The organism is Streptomyces sp. LUP30 (genome assembly GCF_001746365.1).
Classification (GTDB): Bacteria; Actinomycetota; Actinomycetes; order Streptomycetales; family Streptomycetaceae; genus Streptomyces.
In genome coordinates, this window is record NZ_MJAJ01000059.1 from 1 (window position 1) to 19,560 (window position 19,560).

Genomic DNA, 19,560 nt, shown 5'->3' on the forward strand with positions numbered 1-19,560 from the left:
CCGGCGTCCGCTCCGGGTCCGGCGGTGGCCGGGGCGCGGCCGGGACGGTGCGGGAGCGGGGCGTGTCAGGCGCCGCTCCGGTGGGCGGCGGACGGGCGCGCGCCCGAGCCGACTCCGATGCGGGCCTGCGGCGCGGCGCGATCACGGTGGGCGTGTGCGCGGCGGCCCTGGTCGGTTTCGCCTGCGCGCTCCTGCTCCCGGGCCGGGGCGGCGAGGCCGCCGCGGAGACGGTCCCGCCGACGGCCGCGGCTCCTCCGTCCGCCGCCCCCTCCGCCTCGGCGGCCGAGTCCGCCGACCCCGACGGGGCCGGCACCCTGCGCGAGGGGGACAGCGGTCCGGAGGTGATCGACCTCCAGCGGCGGCTGCTGCGCATCCCGAACGTGTACGACGGCGGCTCCACCAGCGGCCGTTACGACACCGTTCTCACCGAGGCCGTGGCGCGTTTCCAGCTCTGGTACGGCATCCGCGGCGACGAGAAGGGCGTCTACGGGGACGACACCCGTCGCGACCTGGAGGCACGCACCGCCTCGCACGCCGGATGACCGCAGTCCGCCGGTCGCGCGAGGGCGCGGGCACGTAGGGAACGGTTCGGCGGCCGGGACGACGGCCACGGCGGTCGGCACGGCGAAGTGCCCGGAGGGGCGCGGCCCGGTGGTCCCGGGGCGCCGGACCGGCCGGGCGGGGCCTACCGCTCGCCGTCGAGGGGGACCTGGATGTCGCACACGCAGACGTCGTCGCGGCCATCGGGGTCCAGCAGCGCGCCGATCAGCTGGTCCAGCGGGGCCGGGGCCGCAGCGCCGTTCCGCCCGGCGGCGGCGAGCCGTTCCAGGCCCCGGTCGATGCTCTCCGCGGGCCGCTCCACCAGGCCGTCGGTGTAGAGCAGCAGCCGGTCGCCGGGTTCCAGGTCGATCTGTGCCTCCTCGTAGCGGGGCCCGTCGGTCGCCCCGAGCAGCATCCCGAAGGGCCGCTCGAGGTAGCGCGCCTCGCCGTCGCGCACCAGCAGCGGCGGCGGGTGCCCGGCCTGCGCCCACACCAGCCGGTGCTCGCGCGGGCTGTAGCGGGCCATGACCATGGTCGCCGAGCCGTGCGGGTCGCGGGAGTGCAGCAGCAGGGCGTTCAGCCGCGAGAGCGCCCCGGTCAGCGAGGACCCGGTGATGATCATGCCCTTGGCGGTGAAGCGCAGCAGGGCCATCGCGGCGACGGCGCCCATCCCGTGTCCGGCCACGTCGCCCACCACGAACAGCGCGTCGCCGTCGGGCAGTTCGATGGCGCTGAACCAGTCGCCGCCGACGTTGAGGCCCGCCTGCGCCGGCTGGTAGGCGATGTCCACGCGCAGTCCGGCCAGCTGGACGGGCTGCTGGGGCAGGGGCAGCAGCGCGTCCTGCAGCCGGGCGGCCACGGTGCGTTCGGCCTGGAGCACCCCGTGCTGGGTGAGCATCGCCCGCTCGCTTGCGACCAGCGCGAGTTCGGCGTTGCGCTGAGCCGTGAGGTCCTGCACGAAGCCGTGCACCTCGACGGGCGCGCCCTGGGCGTCCGGCATGGCCTCGGCGACCATCCGCAGATGGCGGATGCCGTTCGGGGTGCCGGTGCGGAACGACACGTCACAGGGCCGGCCCCGGCGCACCAGCTCGCCGACGGCCCGGGCCAGCGCGGGCACGTCCTCGGACAGGCCGAGGCGGGGGAGCGCATGCAGCGGGACGACGCCCTGGGCCGGGTCGCGCTCGAAGATGGCGAAGACCTGGGAGGACCAGTTGCCCTCGCCGGTGGCCAGGTTCCAGGTCGCCCAGCCCAGGTTGCCCAGCCGTTGTACGTCGGCCAGTCGCTGTTCCTGCCGGTCCGAGGGGTCGTGCCGCACCCAGCTGACGATCAGGCCCTCACCGAGTCGCGCCGCCCGCGCCGTGTAGGTGGAGAGCTCGCTGGAACCGGCCACCAGCTGCTGCCGGGCGAACGGCTCGCTCTCGTAAGGTTCCTCGCCGCTCAGCGCCTGCAGGCATCCCTCCCACAACGGCTCGTCGGCGACCTCCGGCCAGCACTCCAGGAAGCGCAGGCCGACCAGGTCGCGCCCGCTGCGGCCCCGGGCGTCGAAGGCCCCGCCGGTCGCGGCGTCGACGCGGAAGTCCTCCACGCGCCCTCCGTCGGAGGCCAGCGGGGCGAGCAGCACCGCGGCGACGGGGAGCCGGTCGAACACCGTCTGCACGGCGTCGGCGACGGCGCCGAGGGCCGGCGCCTTGCGGGCCACGACGGTGCGCAGCGGGCCCGCGCACAGCTGGGCGACGGCCAGCAGGTGCTCCCGGACCCGGGAGGTGAAGGGGCCCGAAGACCGGCGCAGGATGCCGAGCGCGACGTCGGCGGCGCCGCCGGTCGTCACCGGCAGCCAGGCCCTCGACTGCCAGCGGTGCGACTCTTCCCCGATCAGCAGGTACTGCTCGGCGTCCTTGACCGGGTCCTCCAGCCAGCGCGGCTCGTCGGCGCGCAGGGAGTCCAGCGCGGCGATGCCGCTCAAGGGCGGCACCCGGCTCCACTGGTCGGCCACGGTGGCGTCGACACCGGCGTGCGCGAGGAGCTCCAGCCCGCCGCCGGGCGTGCGGACGTAGATCATCACGGCGTCCGCGCCCACGTCCGGGGCGAGATGGTCCAGCAGCCGGTGGGCGAGATCCTGCGGGGTGCCGACCCGGACCAGGGCGCGGCTCAGGCGGCCCAGCGCCGTGGCGTCGACCTCCTCGGCGAAGGGCGTCGGCGCGGGGCCCGGCGCGGGGGCGCGGTCCGGAGCGGGGGCCGGCGCCGTGGGTTCGGCGTCGGTCGCGCCGGCGAGGGCGCCCAGGGCGATCCAGCACTCCTCCAGGAGCGTGCGGCGGGCCGCCTTCGCCCGCCGACGCAGCTCCTCCTGGGCGGCGTCCGGCGAACAGCCGCGTTGCGCCATCAGCGCGCCCTTGGCCCGCTCCAGCACGGCCGAGGTGGCCGCCAGTTCCTGCAGGCGGTCCAGCTCCGCGCGCTGGCGTGCCACCACCCGGGTCAGCGCGGCCATGTCGGGCACCCCACCGGACTCCGGGGGCGGGGCGGGTTCGCTCGTCACGCCCCTGAGCATGGCACACGGACGTGGATTCGATCGCGGTCTTGCGGCAAGGCCCCCGCCGGGAGCGACGTGCCCCCGCCGGGGGGACGGTCCGCCCTGCTCAGCGGCCGTTCTGGTCCACCAGGGCCTGGGTGACGGCGCGCACGCTGCGGGCGATGTGCTGCAACTGCATCACCTCGGCGGCGTACATCTTGATGGTGTGTTCGATCACCGACTCGGGCATTCCCAGCCGGGGCAGGTCGGCGCGTGCCGTCTGCAGAGCGGTGCGGGCCACCCGGACCTCGTTCTGGACCTGGATCTGCGCATGGCGGGCGAGCAGCACCGGGTGGCGCAGCAGCGCGGGGTAGCTCGCGTAACGCGCGGGCACCAGCTCGCGCAGCCACTTGGCCGCCGAGCGTTCCCAGTCGTAGCTGCCGGGGGTCTTCACCTGGCACGGCCAGTCCGAGCCGATGCGCGTCGTCGTCAGGGTCATGATCATCGCTTCCGGGTGTGTGGCGTCGTGACGGTGGTCCGACGGTTCGAGGCGGCCCCGGTCCAGGGGAAGACCGGGGCCGCCGCGGGCGCTCGCGCAAGCGATGCCCCGAACACCCTGGGCGCCGACGCGGGTAGGGGACGGCGGCTTTCGGGTGCCCGTACAGGAGCCCTTGGCGGGCGGGTGCGGCCGTGAGCAGTATTTATATATGCCGTCTTGTTTGCAAGACGTATGAAAACATTCATGCGCGAAATGCCCGCACTGATCCCTTTGGTGCTTTTCCTCGGAGGGGGGTGGAGCAGGACGGTCCGGACGATCGGTCATTCCCTGAGGAAGAACTGGTGCTGCTCGGCGATCTGCTCGTACTCCTCCAGCCGGGCCTGGGTGCGCTCCGGGCCCGCGTCCGACATGGCCTGGAGCAGTGCAGCGGCCATCACGCCGGGTGCGGCATAGGAGTCGAAGACCAGTCGGGACCCGGTCCCGGAGGCGAACGTGGCGTCGGCCTCGTCGGCCACCGGCCCCAGCGCCAGGTCGGTGATCAGCGCGACCTTGAGACCGGCGCTGCGGGCGACCCGTACGGCCGTCAGCGTCTCCTGCGCGTGCCGGGGCATCGAGAACGCCAGCACCCAGGTCCCGCCCGCCTCCCGGGACTGCAGCAGCGCGTCGTAGGCGACGCTGCCGCCCCGGGTCACCAGCCGGACGTCCGGGTGGACCCGGCGGGCCGCGTAGGCGAAGTACTCGGCGAGCGAGGCGGAGATGCGCAGCCCCAGGATGGTCAGTGGCGTCGACCGGGACAACTGGCGGCCCACGTCGATCACCCGGTCCGGGTCGGCGAAGTCGCGCCGCAGGTTCTCCAGGTTCTCGATCTCGGCGTCGACGGCCGCCTGGAGCTCGTTGCTCCGGTTCTCCTCGGCCGCCGCCGGGCCGCCGGCCAGGGCGCCCAGTGCGATCGACTGGAGCTTCTCCCGCAGCGCGGGGTACCCGCTGAAACCCACCGCCGCGGCGAACCGGGTCACCGAGGGCTGGCTGACGCCGACCCGTTCCGCGAGGTCGGTGATCGACAGGAACGCCGCCTCGGTGATGTTCTCGATCAGGTACTGGGCGATCCGCCGTTGTCCCGGAGACAGCCGGGGGCCGTCGAAGAGGGCCCTGAGCCGGGAGGTCGGGGACACCTCCGTCTCCGGACCGGTTCTGCCCGAGGTGATCGCTGACGCCTGTGCGCGTGCCTGCTGCGGCGATGGCACCGGTGCGCCTCCTTTGTCGTCCACGAGGCTCAACATAGCTCAGCGGCCAGGCCCGGCATGGAGGACGAACTCGGCCCTCTGCACCCCCGCTGATCGTGGTTTACCGCCGGTACAGCGTGATCGAGTGTCCGACCTCGTCGACCGGCCTGCTGGAGCGCAGCAGCGCCGCCAGCCGGCCCCGCGCCGTGGCGGCCGCGGAGTCCGACACGACCAGCAGCCCGTGCACCTCGGGCTCGGGCGCCCGCCGCGGATCGGAGGCCTCGATGCCGTAACGGGCGGGCAACCCGCTGCCCTTGTACACGAGCCACACCCGCTCGCCCGGGTACCGCTCGTGCAGCCGGTCCGCCAGCCGGCCCAGGTCCTGGCCCCAGTCCACGTTGGAGTCGTGCAGCCGCAGATGCGTCTTCGCCGGCCCGCCGAACGCCTCGTTGGAGTACGGCAGGTAGTAGGGGAACGTCCGCAGCGAGCTGACGGCGACGAAGGCGACCAGCGCCGCCGTCACCAGCGGCGTCCACCGCCGTCGCACCGTCAGGAGACAGCCCGCGGCCACGGCGAGGAACATCGGCAGGAACACGGCGTACCGGGTGCCCAGATCCCGGGAGCCGGACATGGCCGCCGCCAGCAGCACGGCGGACGGGACCAGCACGTACGGCGCGGCGGGCCGCAGCCGCCGCACCGCGACCATCGCGACCGCACCCGCCGCCCACAGGGCGAGCATCCCCAGCGGGGTCTTCACGACCAGCGCGACCGGCAGGTAGTACCAGCGTGCCCCGGAGTACTCGTGCCCGAGGAGGAAGCCCTGCCAGGCCTGGTTCTCCAGGCCGAACTGGATCCGCATGCCGTCGCGGTACGCCTCCGGGAACGGCAGCGCCCGCACGACGAGCCCGCGAAGGCCGTGCACCACGGGCACATGGGTCGCGTGCGGGTCCCAGCGCAGCCGTGGATCCACGACGAGGTAGGCCGCCCAGACGACGGCCACCGCGGCCCCCGCCACGACCCCCGCCCCCAGCAGGGCCCTGCGGACCTCGCGCGGTCGGCGGGCCCACACCGACAGCGCCGCCAGGGCCGCCAGCACGGGCACCGCGGGCAGCGTGCTCATCTTCGTGGCGAGCGCAGCGCCCAGCGCGACACCTGCCGCCGGCAGGTACAGACGCGCTCTGCCGTGCCGGGCACGCCACAGCAGCCACGCCGACGTCAGCAGGAAACCCGCGGCGGGCACGTCCAGCGTGGCCAGCGAGCCGTGGGCGACGACGTCGGGGGACAGGGCGTACAGGGCGAGCGCCGTCAGCGCCGCGCCGGGGCCGGCCAGATCGCGGGCGAAGGCGAACACCACCAGGCCGAACAACAGCGTCATCGCGATCACCGGCAGTCTGGCCCACAGCATCAGCCGCCAGGGGTCGTTGCCGGACTCGTACAGCAGATGCCGGCCCGCGTCCTCCTGCGCGCCCGCGAAGGGGGCGCCGACGTGCGGGTCGGCGAAGGCGACGCCGACGGCGACGACGAGCTTGCCGAGCGGCGGATGCTCCGGGTTGTGGCGCACCCGGTGCTCGTGCAGGTACTCGGCCGCGGTGGCCACGTACACCGGTTCGTCGATGGTCGGCGTCTGCTCCACCGCGGCGGTGATCATCGCGAAGGCCATCTGAGTGAGCAGGACGACCGCCAGGAACGGGACGAGCAACCGTCGGCGGCCCGTCGGCGCGGGCGGCTCCGCCCCCGCGTCGTGCGTGTTCTCCAGGTCCGCATGCAGTGCGCGCGCCATCGTCCGCCCTGCGGTCGCACCGCCGGACCGTGGCGGGAGCCGAGGCACGGGGGCCACCGGGGCCCGCCGCGCGTCGGCTCCCGCCACGCAGGGCGTTACCGCTTCAGAAGTCGTACCGACAGACCGTCCGCCGTGTACACGGGTACGGCCCGCAGACGGTCGGAGTTCAGCTCAACACGGTCGAACTGCCCGCGCAACGCCGATGCGCCGATCACCGGGACGAGCGTCCCCGCCGCCGGCGGCCGCTCGTCGTCCAGGCGCAGCGACAGCACCGAGCCCCGGTCGAGCCGGACCCGCCCGGACACCGTGAGGACGGGTCCGTGGTGGCCGCGCAGCGTCACCTCCAGCACCGCGCCGGCCCCCTGTGCCCACGCGCCGCGCACCCGCACCGGCGCGTCCGCGCGCAGCCGGCCGCCGGTCAGCCGCACGTCGCCCTGGCCGAGGGCGTTCGGGTGCCCGGCGACGAGCACGCCCGCCTCCAGCACGGTGCCGCCGTGGTAGCGGTTGTGGCCGCTCAGGGTGAGCGTGCCGGTCCCGCGCTTGGTCAGGCCGCCCTCGCCCTCGATGTCGTTGCGCCAGGCGTCGGCCGCGTGGAAGCCGCCCTTGGCCGCGTCCAGGGTGACCGTGACGTCGCAGTCGAAGGCGCCGTAGCCGTCCGCCGCCGCGAACAGGTTGAGCCGGCCCCACTGCTCGAAGCCGTCCAGCAGGACGTAGCCGGAGGGCAGGGCGGTCGTGCGCAGCACGTCGCGGCGCTGGGCCCCGCTGAGGTACGGCTGCCGCGTCTCCAGCAGCACCTCGGCGCCCTTGGGCACGGTCAGGGGCTCCTTGCGTCCCTCCCGGGGCAGGACGTAGGTCAGCCGGGGCCCGACGGCGCGGGCGTTGGCCTCGCGGTCGGCGTACTCGTCCGAAGCGTCGGAGTGCGCGTAGGCGAACAGGGTGTCCGGGGTCGTGCCGGTCTTCTGGGTGAAGTAGGCCAGGGCCTGGGCGCGGGCGGCCGCCTTGAGCTCGGCGTTGGCCGGGTCGGCGAGCGTGGCGGCGGCCAGTGCGGTGGCCATGATGCGGCCGCCGACGACGTCGACGGTGGAGTGCATGCCGGAGACGATCCGGGTGTGGGCGAGCTGCAGGGCGCGCGTGACCAGCTCCTGGAACCGCTCGGGGACGGCGTACGCGTACGCCAGCGACGCCAGGTGGAAGGCGTTGGTGTGCCCGCTCGGGAAGCCGCCGTCGTCGGTGGGGGAGGCGCTGCGCTGGCGCAGCAGCTGCGGGACCACGACGACCTCGGAGTCGTAGACCGGGAAGCCGAGCGCGTCGGTCTTCCCGGTGTCGACGACCTGGCTGTTCTCGTTCATGCGCCACGGCCGCGGGTACTGGTAGGCGTACTTGCTCGGGTTGCCCGAGGCGTAGTTGCCGCGCACGGTGTCCACCAGCTTGGCGACCAGGCCGAGATCGGAGGTGTACGAGCCGGCGCCGAGCGTGGAGCCGGCGGGCGCGTCGGCGGGCACGGCGTCGTCGATCTTGGTGGCGGGGATGCCGTCCGGGGCGGCGGTGATCGACGTGACCGCCTTGGCCCCGGCCTTGTACAGATCCGCCAGCGGGCCCAGTCCGGCGATCGTCGAGTAGCTCTGGTGCTGGCGGTCGTAGACGAACGCCTCCTTGCCCTGCGCCTCCGTGCGGGCCCGCGTGATCGCTATGCAGTAGCGCATGTTGGCGCGCAGGATGTCGGGCCGCAGGGGCGTGCCCGTGTTCCAGGCGGAGCCCGTCTTCCACACCTTGGCGAACCCGCCGAGGGCGCGCACCACGGCGTTCGTCCCGGGCGTCAGGTTGGTCGGCAGGTTCGTCTTGTAGTCGTCGACGAACGCGAGCGCGGCCGTGGCGGCCTTGGCGTCGGCGGCGCCCAGCCACGACACCAGCGTCGGGGCGGCGACCAGGGCCGCCGAGCCTCCGAGGGAGGTCTTCAGAAAGCGCCTGCGGTTCACGGCCGAGGGGGTGGGGAGCCCGGCGGAGGACGGCATGGATGTGCCTCTCTTGAGTTCTGCGGCCGTGAGGCCAGAGGGAAGAGGTGCGATCATGTTCGACTCGTCGGACCGGTGACGACCGGCGAGCCGGATGACGCGTCTGAGCGAAGATCTACGGCCGGGTCGTGTCGCTTCCGCGATGACCCGGCGACCGGTGCGTGTCGCCGAGGTGAACGTGGGATCCGGCGGCTCACAGGAGCGAACGGGCCAGCGCCACCGCGCCGTCGACCGGCGCTGCGGTCAGCGGCCGGGGCCGCGCTCCCGGCAGGACGGCGGCGAGCGCGGCGGTGAACGCGTCGTACAGCGCGGGCCGCCCGAGGACGGTGCCGCCCGCCACGACCACGTCGTCGACCGGGACCCCGCGCGCGGCGAGCCGGACGACGAGTGCGGCGAGGGCCCGAGCAGCCTCTTCGATCACGACGCCGGCGAGTGCGGATCCCTCGGCAGCGGCCGTGAAGACGACGGGGGCGTGCCGGCCCCACTCGGCGGAGACGTCCTCGGCGCTCTCCAGCGCCGCTCCGAGCGCGGGGACCTCGGGCACCCCGAACGAGGCGAGCAGACCGCGCGCGAGGGCGTCGGGTTGCTCGCCCCGGTCGTGCGCGGCCCACACCGCCCGGGCCGCCTCGCGGACCAGACCGGCGCCGCCGCCCTCGTCGCCGAGGACCGCGCCCCAGCCGCCCACCTGGACGACGGCGCCGTCGGGCAGCCTGCCCACCGCCACCGAGCCGGTGCCGGCGACCAGGCCGACGCCCTTGTCCAGGCCCGCGGCGGGAACGAGCAGCTCGGCGTCGCCCACGACATGCGCGGGCGCGCCGAGCAGTTCCTGCAGCGTGACCCGGATCCGCGCGCACTGCAGGGGGGTCTCGCAGGCGTGCGCCCCCACGGCGAGCGCGGACGGGAGCGCGCCCGCGGGAAGGGCCTCGCGGACGAGATCGGCCAGCCGGCGCGCCGCGTCGGCCGGTTCGTGCGGCCGCCAGCCGCTGGTGGCGCGCACATGGTCGGCCACGACGGCGTCGCCCGCGACCGCGCGCAGATGCGTCTTGGTGCCGCCCACGTCGACGCCGACCACGAGGGGGCTCGAAGGGGGAGAGTCCTGCACGGATCCTCTTTCGTCGATGCGCTGGAAAGCTGCGACGGCGGGCGAACCGTGACCACGCGAGAGTGACTTGGTGAACTAGGGAAGCCCCGGGACGGGCTTCTGACGAGACACGGCATGCGTATACCGTGAAGTTCGTTAGGAAGTTAACTAACGAAGTACAGTGCGTCAAGAGGAATCGCGCGCTCGACCACCGGGCAGTCTTCTGCAGCCGCCGCGGAGCGGGAACGCGCGACGTCGGTGCATCCCATCGCCAGCAGCCCGCCGAGACCGTCGGCCGGGCGCGCGGCCCTGTACCCGTGTGGGGGAATCTGTGGAACTCGACGTGGTGGAAGCCCCCCGGCTGACCGAGAGCGCGAGCGCCGTGTTCGCCGTGCTGGCCCGGGCCGGCAGCGCGACCCGGCCGCAGCTCGCGAGTCTGGCGGGGCTGTCCAAGCCGACGGTGTCCTCCGCCGTGGCGGAACTGGAGGGCGCCCGGCTGGCCACGCACTCCGGCACCGCCTCCAGCGGCACCGGTCGCTCCGCCGCCGTCTACTGCCTCGGCCCGGCCGCCGGGGCCGTGCTCGCCGTCGACCTGGGCCCCGCCCTCACCCGGGTCAGGGGCTGCGCCCTGGACGGCGCCCTGCTCGCCGAGGCCACGGCCTCCCGCGAGGACGCCGCCGACGCCGTGCGCGAGGCGCTCGCCACGCTGCCCGCGGGTGTTCCGCTGCGCTCGATCGTCGTCGCCGTCGGCGACGTCCTCGCGCCCGGCCGGCAGGGCAGCGGCATGCGCCCCGCCACCGCCAAGGCGGGACCGGTCTTCGACGCCATGGCCGTCGCCCTGCCCCCCGGTGTCCCCGTCCACCTGGAGAACAACGTCAACTGCGCAGCCCTCGCGGAACTCCACGAGGGCGCCGCCCGGGGCCGCCACACCTTCGGCTATCTGCGGATCGGCGTCGGCATCGGTCTGGGCATCGTCGTCGGCGGACAGGTGCTGCGCGGCTCGAACGGCGCCGCCGGAGAGCTGGCGAGGCTGCCCTACCCCTGGGACGACGGCCGTGAGCCGCGCCAGGAGGCCCTGGAGGAGTACATCGGCGCGCGCTCCCTGCTGCGCCGGGCCGGCGCGGCCTGGCAGCCTGCCGACGGCCCGTGCCCGCGTACCACCGACCGGCTCTTCGCCCTCGCCGGAAAGGGTGGGGAGACGGCCCGCGCCGTGGTCGGACGGCACGCCGTGGACGTCGGCCGGCTCGCCGCCGCCGTGACCGCCGTGCTGGACCCCGGTCTGATCGTGCTGGGCGGCAGCACCGGCGCGGATCCGCAGCTCCTGCCCGGGGTGCGGGCCGAACTGGCGCGGCTGAGCTGGCCCACCGAGGTGGTCAGCAGCACGGTCGGGGATTCCGGCACCGTCGCGGGCGCGGCGAGGCTCGCGGTCGCCCGGGGAGTCCAAACCGTGACCCAGGCCGCGCGGGCTGAGCATTGACGGCCTCCGACTCGGTCTGCCAATGTCCGGACAAGCGCTTTCTAAGTCGGTCGGGACACCGGCTTGGGGTGAGCGTCCCGCCCGTACCCGATGAGGTACGGCAGCCGCACGAGGGCGTACTCGTACGGTGACGGCCCGCAGGCCGGGGAACGCACCCGCACAGGCGACGCGGCCGGGCGAGGCCGCGCCCCCGGAAAGCGAAACCTCCTGCAAAATGCACCCGTGCCGCTCGGTCGGCGCCGTGCCCCGTCCCCTACGACGAAAAAAAAGAGGGATCGAAAATGACCACTGTGGGTGTGCGGCGCTCCCGCCGACTCGGCCGCGGCGGCATACGCCGCCTGGTTCCCCTCGCTGCCGTGGCCTCGGCAGGCGCCCTGCTGCTCTCCGCCTGCGGGTCGGACGGCAGCTCGGGCGGTACCTCCAAGTCGCTGACGTTCTGGATCTCCACGGTTCCGGGGCAGGACGCGGGCTGGAAGAAGATGGTGGCGCAGTACAAGAAGGAAGCCGGCGTCGACGTCAAGCTGGTCAACATCCCCTACGACGGCTACACGACGAAGCTGAAGAACGCCGCGCAGGCGAACTCGCTGCCCGACGTGGCGGCCGTGCCGTCGCTGGACCCGATCTGGTCGGGCAAGCTGCTCGACCTCAAGTCGATCGTCGACAACAAGGCCAACAAGATCAACACCAACTTCCTCGCCAAGGACTCCTCCGGCAAGGTGCTGGCCATCCCGTCGGACGTCACCGCGTCCGGCATGTTCATCAACAAGACGCTGTTCAAGCAGGCCGGCGTCGCCTTCCCGACCTCGCCCCAGAAGACCTGGACCTGGACGGACTTCATCAAGGCGGCGAACGAGGTCCGTGAGAAGACCCACGCCAAGTACTCCTTGACGTTCGACCAGTCGCCGTCGCGGCTCCGCGCCATGGTGTACGAGATGGGCGGGAAGTACGTGCACGCGGACTCCGCCGGCAAGTTCTCGGTGGACGACCCGACCAAGAAGGCCGTGAACTACTTCGTCGGACTGAACGACGACAAGACCATGCCGAAGTCGGTGTGGACCAGCGGCGCCGACCCGTCGGCCATGTTCCAGAGCGGTGACGTGGTCGCCTACTGGTCCGGCGTGTGGCAGGTCGCCTCCTTCGCGGAGAGCATCAAGAAGTTCGAGTGGGCGAGCGTCCCGACTCCCGCCCAGCCGGTGCAGGCCTCCGACGTCAACAGCGGCGGCATGATGGTGGGCTTCAACAACAACGGCGACGCGGCCACCGCCGCGACCAAGTTCATGTCCTGGCTGTACGAGCCGGACCACTACCGCGTGCTGTGCGAGACGTCCGGCTTCCTGCCGGTCGAGAGCGGCCTGAACCCGAAGTACCCCTTCACCTCGGAGGCGGCGCAGGCGGCGTTCAAGCTGTACAACGAGGAGATCCCGCTCTACGCCCCGATCTCCGGCTACTTCAACGGCGCGCAGACGGACTGGGTGCTGAAGGGCAAGAGCATCACCGAGGACCCGACCAAGACGGAGCTCGGCAAGGCGATCAACGGCCAGCAGTCGGCCGACAAGGCCTTGGAGAACATCGTGGCCGGCTACAACCAGCAGGTCGGCGGCGGATCGTAGACCGCGGGGCCGGGCGGCGGCGTCCCGACGCAGCCGCCCGGCCCTGGGCGCCCCACCTGATGCCGGGCTCATGGCGTGAGCCCACAGAGATCCCTTCCACCAGCACGGAGTCAGGAAGATGACCAAACGCGCCCCGGACGTGTCCGTGAGCCCGCCCAGGAGACGACGCAGCACCTACGTCCTCGCGCCGCTCGTCCTCATCGCGGCCAATGTCGTGCTCTTCTCGCTGTTCTTCGTCTGGCCGGCGGTGATCGGGCTCGTCTACTCCTTCACGAACTACACGGGCGTAGGGGTGTTCCAGTTCGTCGGGCTGGACAACTACCACCAGCTGATCGGGGACTCCGCCTTCTACGGCGCGCTGACCCGGACGCTGCTGTACGCCGCGCTCTTCGTCCCGCTGAACTTCGCGGCCTCGCTGCTCATCGCCAACCTGCTGGTCAGCAAGCATGCCAAGGGCTCCTCGGTCGCCCGCGTCGTCTTCTTCATCCCGTGGCTCCTGTCGCCCATCGTCGTCGGCGTTCTGTGGCGCTGGCTGTTCGGTGAGAACTTCGGGCTGATCAACTACATCATCGAGAGGCTCGGCGGAAGCGCCGTTCCGTGGCAGTCGAACGCTGACCTGTCGTTGATCGTGGTGGTGATGGCGGCGTCCTGGACCTGGACGGGCTTCTCGATGCTGCTGTTCATCGCGGCGATCAAGAACGTGCCGGTGTCGTACTACGAGGCGGCCTCGCTCGACGGCGCCGGTCCATGGCGCCAGTTCATCAGCATCACGCTGCCGAGCATCGCGCCCACCTCGTTCATCGTCATCCTGCTCAACACGATCAACGCGATGAAGGAATACCCGGTGTTCGTCGCCCTCAACAACGGCGGACCAGGCACCTCGAACAACCTCCTCGTCCAGTACATCTACGAGACCGGCTTCAAACGGGGCCAGATCGGCTACGCGAGCGCCGCGTCGTTCGTGCTCATGCTCATCCTGATGGCCGTCGCGCTCGTCCAGCTCTTCGTCAACCGGCGGGTGGAGAACCGATGACAACCACAGACACGCCCCGCCCGGTCGACGCCGGCCCCGGAGGGGCCGTCTCCAAGAAGCGGCCCGGCAAGAAGGGCAGCGGTGGACTCAGGCGGGCGGTGCCCGCGACGACCCTGCTCTGGGTCCTGGCGTGCCTGTACGGGCTGCCGGTGCTGTGGTTCATCCTCAGCTCCCTCAAGCCGGCCAGCGAGCTGTTCTCGTACCCGCTGACGCTGGTTCCGCACGACCCCACCCTGTCGGGCTTCAAGGCGGCGTGGGACAGCGCCAACTTCTCCCAGTACTTCCTCAACACGGCTCTCGTGTGCGTGATCACGACGATCCTCACCGTGGGAGTCAGCTGCTGCACCGGGTACGCCCTGGCCAAGTACGACAACCGGTGGCTCAAGGCGTTCTTCCTCTGCATCCTGGCCACCACGATGCTCCCGGGCGAGGTCATGCTCGCCCCGGAGTTCCTGGTGGTCCGCAACCTCGGCCTCTACAACTCGTTCGCCGGCATCATCCTCCCGGCCGTGCTCACCGCGACCGGATGCTTCATGTTCCGCCAGTTCTTCCTGACGGTTCCCGACGAACTCGTGGAAGCCGCGCGCATCGACGGCGCCCGCGAACTGTCGATCTTCCTGCGGATCATGGTGCCGATCTCCCGGCCCATCATGCTCACCCTCGCCATCCTGTCCTTCCAGTGGCGGTGGAACGACTACATCTGGCCCCTCCTGATGCTCAACGACCCCGACAAGTTCACCGTGCAGATCGGCATCCAGAGCATCGTCGGCGCGCAGAACATCAACTGGTCGGTGCTGCTCGGCGCCTCGGTCATCTCCATGATCCCGCTGATCGCCGTCTTCCTGGTCTTCCAGCGCTACGTCATGGGCGCCGACATCAACGCCGGACTGAAGGACTGACCGTGTCCACCGCGCTCGACCACGAGTTCGTCCGCGCGGTGGCCCGCGCCGCCGACCGGTCGGCCGCCCCGCCGGCGGCCGGCCCCGACGAGGAACCCGCCGGGGTGACCCACCGCGTTCTGGCCCGCCGGGTGAAGACCCTGATCGCGGCGTACCGCTCCCCGGACTCGACCCTGTACGGCAGCAGCCGGGCCGTCGCCGCCGCGGCGACCCATCTGCGCGCCCTGCGGTCCGCGCAGACGGCCACCGGCCTCTTCGCCGGCGGTGACAACGTGCAGTCGCCGCCGGACTCCGCGTTCACCGTCAACGACGTGTGCGACGCGCACGTCCTCGCCGCCGGCGCGGGGCCCGCGCTGCGCGAGGTCACGGCCGCGCTCGCCGAGATCGCCGGCGCCGCCTCCGGCAGTCTCCTGACCGGTGGGGTGCACACCCCGAACCACCGCTGGGAGCTGTGCGCGGCCCTGGCCCGGCTGCACCGCTCGTTCCCCGACGACCGGCTGCTCGACCGCGTCGAGGAGTGGCTCGCCGAGGGCGTCGACATCGACGCGGAGGGCCTGTACTCGGAACGCAGTGCCGTCTACGCGTCCCTCGTGACCAACCCGTCGCTGCTCCTGCTGGCCGACGTGCTCGGCCGCGCCGACCTGCTGGAAGCCGTCGAACGCAACCTCGCCGCCACCCTGGACCTCATCCGGCCGGACGGCACGGTGGAGACCGTCCACTCGCGACGGCAGGACCAGCACAGCCCGTTCCCGCTGGCGCCCTACCTGCCGCACTACCGGCTGCTCGCGATCCGCACCGGCCGGGGCGACTTCGCCCGCGCGGCCCGCCTGGCGGCCGCCGACGGCATCGACGACCCCGACCTGCTCGCCCGGACCCTCCTCACCCCGGATCTGTGCCGCGCCCTGCCGGCCCCGGACGCGGAGAAGCTCCCGCGCGACCGGTACCTCCCCACCGCCCGCCTCGCCGCACACGCCTCGGCCACCGCGCACACGGTCGTGTACGGCGGCTCCGACGTGCCCGAGCACCGGCGCATCCGCTCCGGCCTCGCCTGCAACCCCACCTTCCTGCGCCTGTTCGCCGGCGCCGCCGTCCTCGACGCGGTCCGCCTCTCGCGAGGGTTCTTCGACCTGGGCCCGTTCCGCGCCGCCGACATGGAACGGCTCGCCGACCACCGGTACCGGCTCACCGGAACCCTCACAGCCGCCTACTACCAGCCGCTCCCGGCCAACCGGAGACGCGACGACGGCGCCTACCGTCTGGTGGACGAGGGCCGCTTCTCCGCAGCGATGGCCTTCCCCGACCGCCCTCAGGACCAGGTCTCCCACACGACCCGCGTCGAGGTCGACCTGAGGGAGGACGGGGCAGACCTGCGGATCGACATCAGCGGCCCACCGGTGCCCTGGGCCCTCGAACTGACCTTCCGGCCGGGCGGCGAGCCGCAAGGCGCCGTACCGCTCGGCGACGGACGCTGGTGTCTGACGACCGAGCCGTTGACCTACCGCGTCGGCGACGACGAGATCCGGGTCGACGCCGCCGTCGAGAGGGGCGAACCGCTCGCCGGACCGGACCGGAGCGACGTACTGCGCTACGACCCCGGGCAGGACCACACCGTGGTCGGCGGCACCGACGCGACGACCGGGACCCGCGTCTACCTCGGCGGACAGGGCCCGCACACACTGACCGTCGCACTGCGCGCCCGCCGGCACACACCCGGCGTGTGACTCCGACGAACCCACGCCATGGCCATCTCCGGCATGAAGGGCTGATCCCCGTGCACCTCACGTCCCCTCCCGTGCGCCTCCCGCACCAACGCGCCCCGCTGCACGGCCTGCCCGACACCCCCGAGGCATACGACGCCGTCCTCGCCGACGTCACCGAACAGGCCCTGCGACGGCTGACGCCGGACGGAAACCTCGAACACCCCGACGGCGACGACGACATCGGCGACACCTCCCTCGGCATCACCTCCCTGCTGGCCCTCGCCTGGCAACGCACCAAGGACCCGCGCCTGCCGGAGCCGGTCCGGCGCAGCCTCGCCTTCCATCTGCGCGAGCGGGTCTACCGGGAGGACAATCCCGGCTACCCCAACCTGACGGTGCGCGGCTCGGGTCTCCCGTACGCCCGGTACGTCCTCGAAGCGGGCGCCCACCCCATCGGCGACTGGCCGAGCACGGTGTGGGCGCTGCTGCAGGCCGTGAATGTCCTCGACGCGGCCGACGGCCTGGTGGACGACGAGCAGCGGGCCGAACTGCTGGAGGTGGCCCGCGGCTACTGGAGCTGGCTGACCGAGGCGACCTTCTTCAACCCGCAGGAGGCCGGCAACCAGGCGATCGGCTGCGTGGTGGGCGGACTGATGCTCGCCCGTCATCTCCCGCCGGAAGCCGCGGAACCGGTCCGCGCGCGGGCCCTGGCGCTCTACACCGACGAGATCCGCGCCCACCGGGTCCGCGACCGGGGCGCCCTGCTCCCGCCCGAGCACGGCGGCGCCTACGACAACAACTACGGCCCGATCTCCCTGTCCTTCCTCGCACAGGCCCACCGGATCAGCGGCGAGGAGATGTTCGCCGAGGACGGCGACGTCCTCGCCCGCTACATCGACGCCCGCCTCACCTGCGGCGGCTTCGACAACGGCGGCCCCCGCTACAGCGAGCAGCACTCGGCCTTCGAGTCGGTGCTCGGGCTGCGCTACTTCGGCGCCCGGATCGGTGCGGACCTGGGCCGCTACCGGGGCGACGGCCGCTGGGCCCGGCACGCGGTCAGGGCGGACGGCGGGGTCGACGGGCACTTCGCGTGGATGCTGGTCTGGCAGATCCAGGACACCTCGCGCTGGCACCGCGAACCGTCCCCGTACGCGGCACGCCACCAACTGCGCGCCGGAACCGTCTCGGTGGCCTTCGACGACCGGATGACCCCGGCGGTGATCGAGGCGGGCGGGACGTACTGCCTGGCCGCCGCCGTCCACCGGCAGCACGGCTTCGGTCCGGTCGCCGACGGCTTCCTGCTGTGCCGCCCGATGGGCGCGGTCCGCGTCCGCGACGTCCGCGCCGACGGCCTGACCGCCAAGCTCGTCACCAAGCCGGTCGTCGGCCGCGACCACGTCCTGCGGTACGTGCGCTCCCTGTACGTCACCGACGGCACGACCCTGTGGACGGCGGTCGCAGTGGAACGCCTCGACGGGACGCCGTACCTGCTGGCCGGACTGCCCTACGCCGAGGACGACGGCGACCGGGTCCGCCGCACGGCGCGGGCCGCCGTGTCCTCGCCGGGCGCCCTGCGCCTGACGCACCCCGACGCGCCGGGCCCGGACCACTTCGACGCCCGCGCCGAACTCACCCAGGAGCAGGCCGCCTTCGCCCTCGCCGCCGACCCGCGCGGCTACGGCGACCCGGACGAGGGCTGGAGCCACCTGGTCGGCTCGACGGCGCTGGAGGCCGGCCCCATCACGGACGCGCCGGACGACCTGCACGTGTTCGCGGTGCGCTACGGCGCCGAGGAGCCGTTCGCCGCGTCGGCGGAGTGGGGCGAGGAGGGGCTGACCGTGCGCACGGACGCCTTCACCGCGGTCCTCGGGCCGGACGACGCGCACGGCGAGCCGCAGCTGACGCTGCGCGCCGTCGGCGGCTGAGCGTCGGCCATGGGGGCGCCCCGCACCGCGTACGCGGGCAGCCGGGCGCCCCGGAGGAAGGCGGGGGAGAGGGACGGACGGGCACCCGGCGCGCCGCTCGGTCCCAGGCTCACGGGTCCGGAGCCGGCGCGCGGCACACCGCACGCGGGCGGCGACGTCACAGGGGCAGCGGCACCACCAGATCGGCCCGCTCGCGCGTCGCCGCCACCAGTTCGGCGTTGCGCTGATCGCTCCTCAGCACCCAGGCCACCGCCTGCTCGTGCGTCTTGCCGAACTCCTCGTGCCGGGCCACCAGGCGGCGCACCCGCTCGTCCTCGTCGCTCTCGCAGAACCACACCTCGTCCAGCGCGGCCCGCACCCGCCGCCACGCGCCCGTGCCCAGCAGCAGGTAGTTGCCCTCCGTGACCACCAGCCGGACCGGCGGCGGGACGGGCACGGCTCCCGCGAGCGGCTGCTCCAGCACCCGCTCGAAGCCCGGCGCGTACACGGTGTCCTCGCCGTCCGCCTCGTCCCGCAGCCGCCGCAGCAGCGCCGCGTAGCCGGCCGCGTCGAAGGTGTCCGGCGCGCCCTTGCGGTCCCGGCGGCCGAGCCGGTCGAGCTCGGCGTCGGCCAGGTGGAACCCGTCCATCGGCACCTGCACGGCCCAGGGATCGCCCGTGCCGTTCAGCTCCCGCACCAGGCGCCGCGCCAGGGTCGTCTTGCCCGCGCCGGGGCCGCCGGCGATGCCGAGCAGCGCGCGCCCGCCTCCCCCGGCAAGAGAACGGGCCCGGCACAGCAGATCATCGAAAGTGAGCACACAGCAGAGTGTCGCAGTCTCCTGGAAGGAGACCCGCAGGGAGAGGAGGACGACCCTTTGCCCGACGACGAGACGCAGATCCGCACCCTGATCACCCGCTGGGCCGACGCCGTCCGCCGCGGGGACCTCGACACCGTCCTCGCCGACCACGCGGACGACCTGGTCCTGTACTACGTCCCGCCACCGCACGCGGGCCTGCGGGGCCTGGCGGCCTACCGCGCCCTGTGGCCGCCCTTCTTCGCCTGGCAGGGCCAGGGCGCGCGCTTCGACATCGACACCCTCGACGTCACCGCCGGTCACGACGTCGCCTACGCCCACGCGCTGCTGCGCTGCGGCACGCCCGAGGAGCTGTCCGCGCACCCCACGCTGCGGCTGCGCCTCACCTTCGGCCTGCGCAAGGAGGGCGGCCGCTGGCTGATCGCGCACGAGCACCACTCGTTCCCGCACGAGTGACCCTGCCAAGGTGTGGCGCGCGCCAC

Annotated in this window: 15 protein-coding genes; 8 read left to right on the plus strand and 7 right to left on the minus strand. The window is 73.1% G+C overall.

The window, feature by feature from the left end; all coding sequences use genetic code 11:
• Window positions 1-542 (plus strand): peptidoglycan-binding protein (locus BG482_RS34140; protein WP_141746688.1); only part of this gene is annotated, 542 nt, incomplete at its 5' end.
• Window positions 543-685: 143 nt separating this feature from the next.
• Here BG482_RS34140 and BG482_RS34145 read toward each other — a convergent pair.
• From BG482_RS34145 to BG482_RS34170, 6 genes are all read right to left on the minus strand, one after another.
• Window positions 686-3,025, minus strand: a complete 2,340-nt coding sequence (locus BG482_RS34145; protein ID WP_079142489.1) for a SpoIIE family protein phosphatase — start codon at window positions 3,023-3,025, stop codon at window positions 686-688.
• Between the two features lie 148 nt (window positions 3,026-3,173).
• A complete protein-coding gene (locus BG482_RS34150) occupies window positions 3,174-3,551 on the minus strand; it encodes a hypothetical protein (RefSeq protein ID WP_174855709.1) in 378 nt (125 codons plus the stop codon).
• A gap of 314 nt (window positions 3,552-3,865) precedes the next feature.
• Window positions 3,866-4,789 (minus strand): MurR/RpiR family transcriptional regulator, encoded by a 924-nt coding sequence (locus BG482_RS34155; protein ID WP_069773089.1) that lies wholly within the window; start codon window positions 4,787-4,789, stop codon window positions 3,866-3,868.
• A 100-nt stretch (window positions 4,790-4,889) separates the two neighbouring features.
• The gene (locus tag BG482_RS34160; RefSeq protein WP_069773090.1) at window positions 4,890-6,548 is read right to left on the minus strand and encodes a phospholipid carrier-dependent glycosyltransferase; all 1,659 of its coding nucleotides are present in this window, start codon (window positions 6,546-6,548) and stop codon (window positions 4,890-4,892) included.
• 95 nt (window positions 6,549-6,643) lie between these two features.
• Window positions 6,644-8,560 (minus strand): phosphatase PAP2 family protein, encoded by a 1,917-nt coding sequence (locus BG482_RS34165; protein WP_069773091.1) that lies wholly within the window; start codon window positions 8,558-8,560, stop codon window positions 6,644-6,646.
• Window positions 8,561-8,753: 193 nt separating this feature from the next.
• Window positions 8,754-9,662 carry an N-acetylglucosamine kinase gene (locus BG482_RS34170; RefSeq protein WP_069773092.1) on the minus strand — a complete coding sequence of 303 codons (909 nt, stop codon included), beginning with the start codon at window positions 9,660-9,662 and terminating at the stop codon, window positions 8,754-8,756.
• Window positions 9,663-9,984: 322 nt separating this feature from the next.
• Between BG482_RS34170 and BG482_RS34175 the strand changes: the two genes are divergently transcribed.
• The 6 genes from BG482_RS34175 (at window position 9,985) to BG482_RS34200 (ending at window position 18,285) form a co-directional block, all read left to right on the plus strand.
• Complete coding sequence (locus tag BG482_RS34175) at window positions 9,985-11,118, plus strand: ROK family transcriptional regulator (RefSeq protein ID WP_256096569.1); 1,134 nt, start codon at window positions 9,985-9,987, stop codon at window positions 11,116-11,118.
• A 281-nt stretch (window positions 11,119-11,399) separates the two neighbouring features.
• A complete protein-coding gene (locus BG482_RS34180) occupies window positions 11,400-12,728 on the plus strand; it encodes a sugar ABC transporter substrate-binding protein (protein WP_069773094.1) in 1,329 nt (442 codons plus the stop codon).
• 118 nt (window positions 12,729-12,846) lie between these two features.
• Window positions 12,847-13,761 carry a carbohydrate ABC transporter permease gene (locus BG482_RS34185; RefSeq protein WP_069773095.1) on the plus strand — a complete coding sequence of 305 codons (915 nt, stop codon included), beginning with the start codon at window positions 12,847-12,849 and terminating at the stop codon, window positions 13,759-13,761.
• Window positions 13,758-14,660 (plus strand): carbohydrate ABC transporter permease, encoded by a 903-nt coding sequence (locus BG482_RS34190; RefSeq protein WP_069773096.1) that lies wholly within the window; start codon window positions 13,758-13,760, stop codon window positions 14,658-14,660. The genes BG482_RS34185 and BG482_RS34190 overlap by 4 nt, the downstream gene beginning before the upstream one ends.
• Window positions 14,661-14,662: 2 nt before the next feature.
• Entirely contained in the window at window positions 14,663-16,381 is a 1,719-nt protein-coding gene (locus BG482_RS34195) for a hypothetical protein (RefSeq protein WP_069773097.1), read from the plus strand.
• Between the two features lie 71 nt (window positions 16,382-16,452).
• On the plus strand, window positions 16,453-18,285 hold the full coding sequence (locus BG482_RS34200) for a hypothetical protein (RefSeq protein WP_069773128.1): 1,833 nt from the start codon (window positions 16,453-16,455) through the stop codon (window positions 18,283-18,285).
• Between the two features lie 157 nt (window positions 18,286-18,442).
• Here the strand turns inward: BG482_RS34200 and BG482_RS34205 are convergent, their stop codons facing one another.
• The gene (locus BG482_RS34205; RefSeq protein WP_069773098.1) at window positions 18,443-19,081 is read right to left on the minus strand and encodes a nucleoside/nucleotide kinase family protein; all 639 of its coding nucleotides are present in this window, start codon (window positions 19,079-19,081) and stop codon (window positions 18,443-18,445) included.
• A 57-nt stretch (window positions 19,082-19,138) separates the two neighbouring features.
• Here BG482_RS34205 and BG482_RS34210 point away from each other — a divergent pair, with 57 nt between their 5' ends.
• Window positions 19,139-19,534: an SgcJ/EcaC family oxidoreductase gene (locus BG482_RS34210; RefSeq protein ID WP_069773099.1), complete on the plus strand. Its 396-nt coding sequence runs from the start codon at window positions 19,139-19,141 to the stop codon at window positions 19,532-19,534.
• Window positions 19,535-19,560: the final 26 nt, after the last annotated feature.

Coding starts and splice junctions, on each gene's coding strand:
- BG482_RS34145 (WP_079142489.1), bottom strand. CDS start 3,025: ATGGCCGCGCTGACCCGGGTGGTGGCACGCCAGCGCGCGGAGCTGGAC.
- BG482_RS34165 (WP_069773091.1), bottom strand. CDS start 8,560: ATGCCGTCCTCCGCCGGGCTCCCCACCCCCTCGGCCGTGAACCGCAGG.
- BG482_RS34185 (WP_069773095.1), top strand. CDS start 12,847: ATGACCAAACGCGCCCCGGACGTGTCCGTGAGCCCGCCCAGGAGACGA.
- BG482_RS34160 (WP_069773090.1), bottom strand. CDS start 6,548: ATGGCGCGCGCACTGCATGCGGACCTGGAGAACACGCACGACGCGGGG.
- BG482_RS34180 (WP_069773094.1), top strand. CDS start 11,400: ATGACCACTGTGGGTGTGCGGCGCTCCCGCCGACTCGGCCGCGGCGGC.
- BG482_RS34190 (WP_069773096.1), top strand. CDS start 13,758: ATGACAACCACAGACACGCCCCGCCCGGTCGACGCCGGCCCCGGAGGG.
- BG482_RS34150 (WP_174855709.1), bottom strand. CDS start 3,551: ATGATCATGACCCTGACGACGACGCGCATCGGCTCGGACTGGCCGTGC.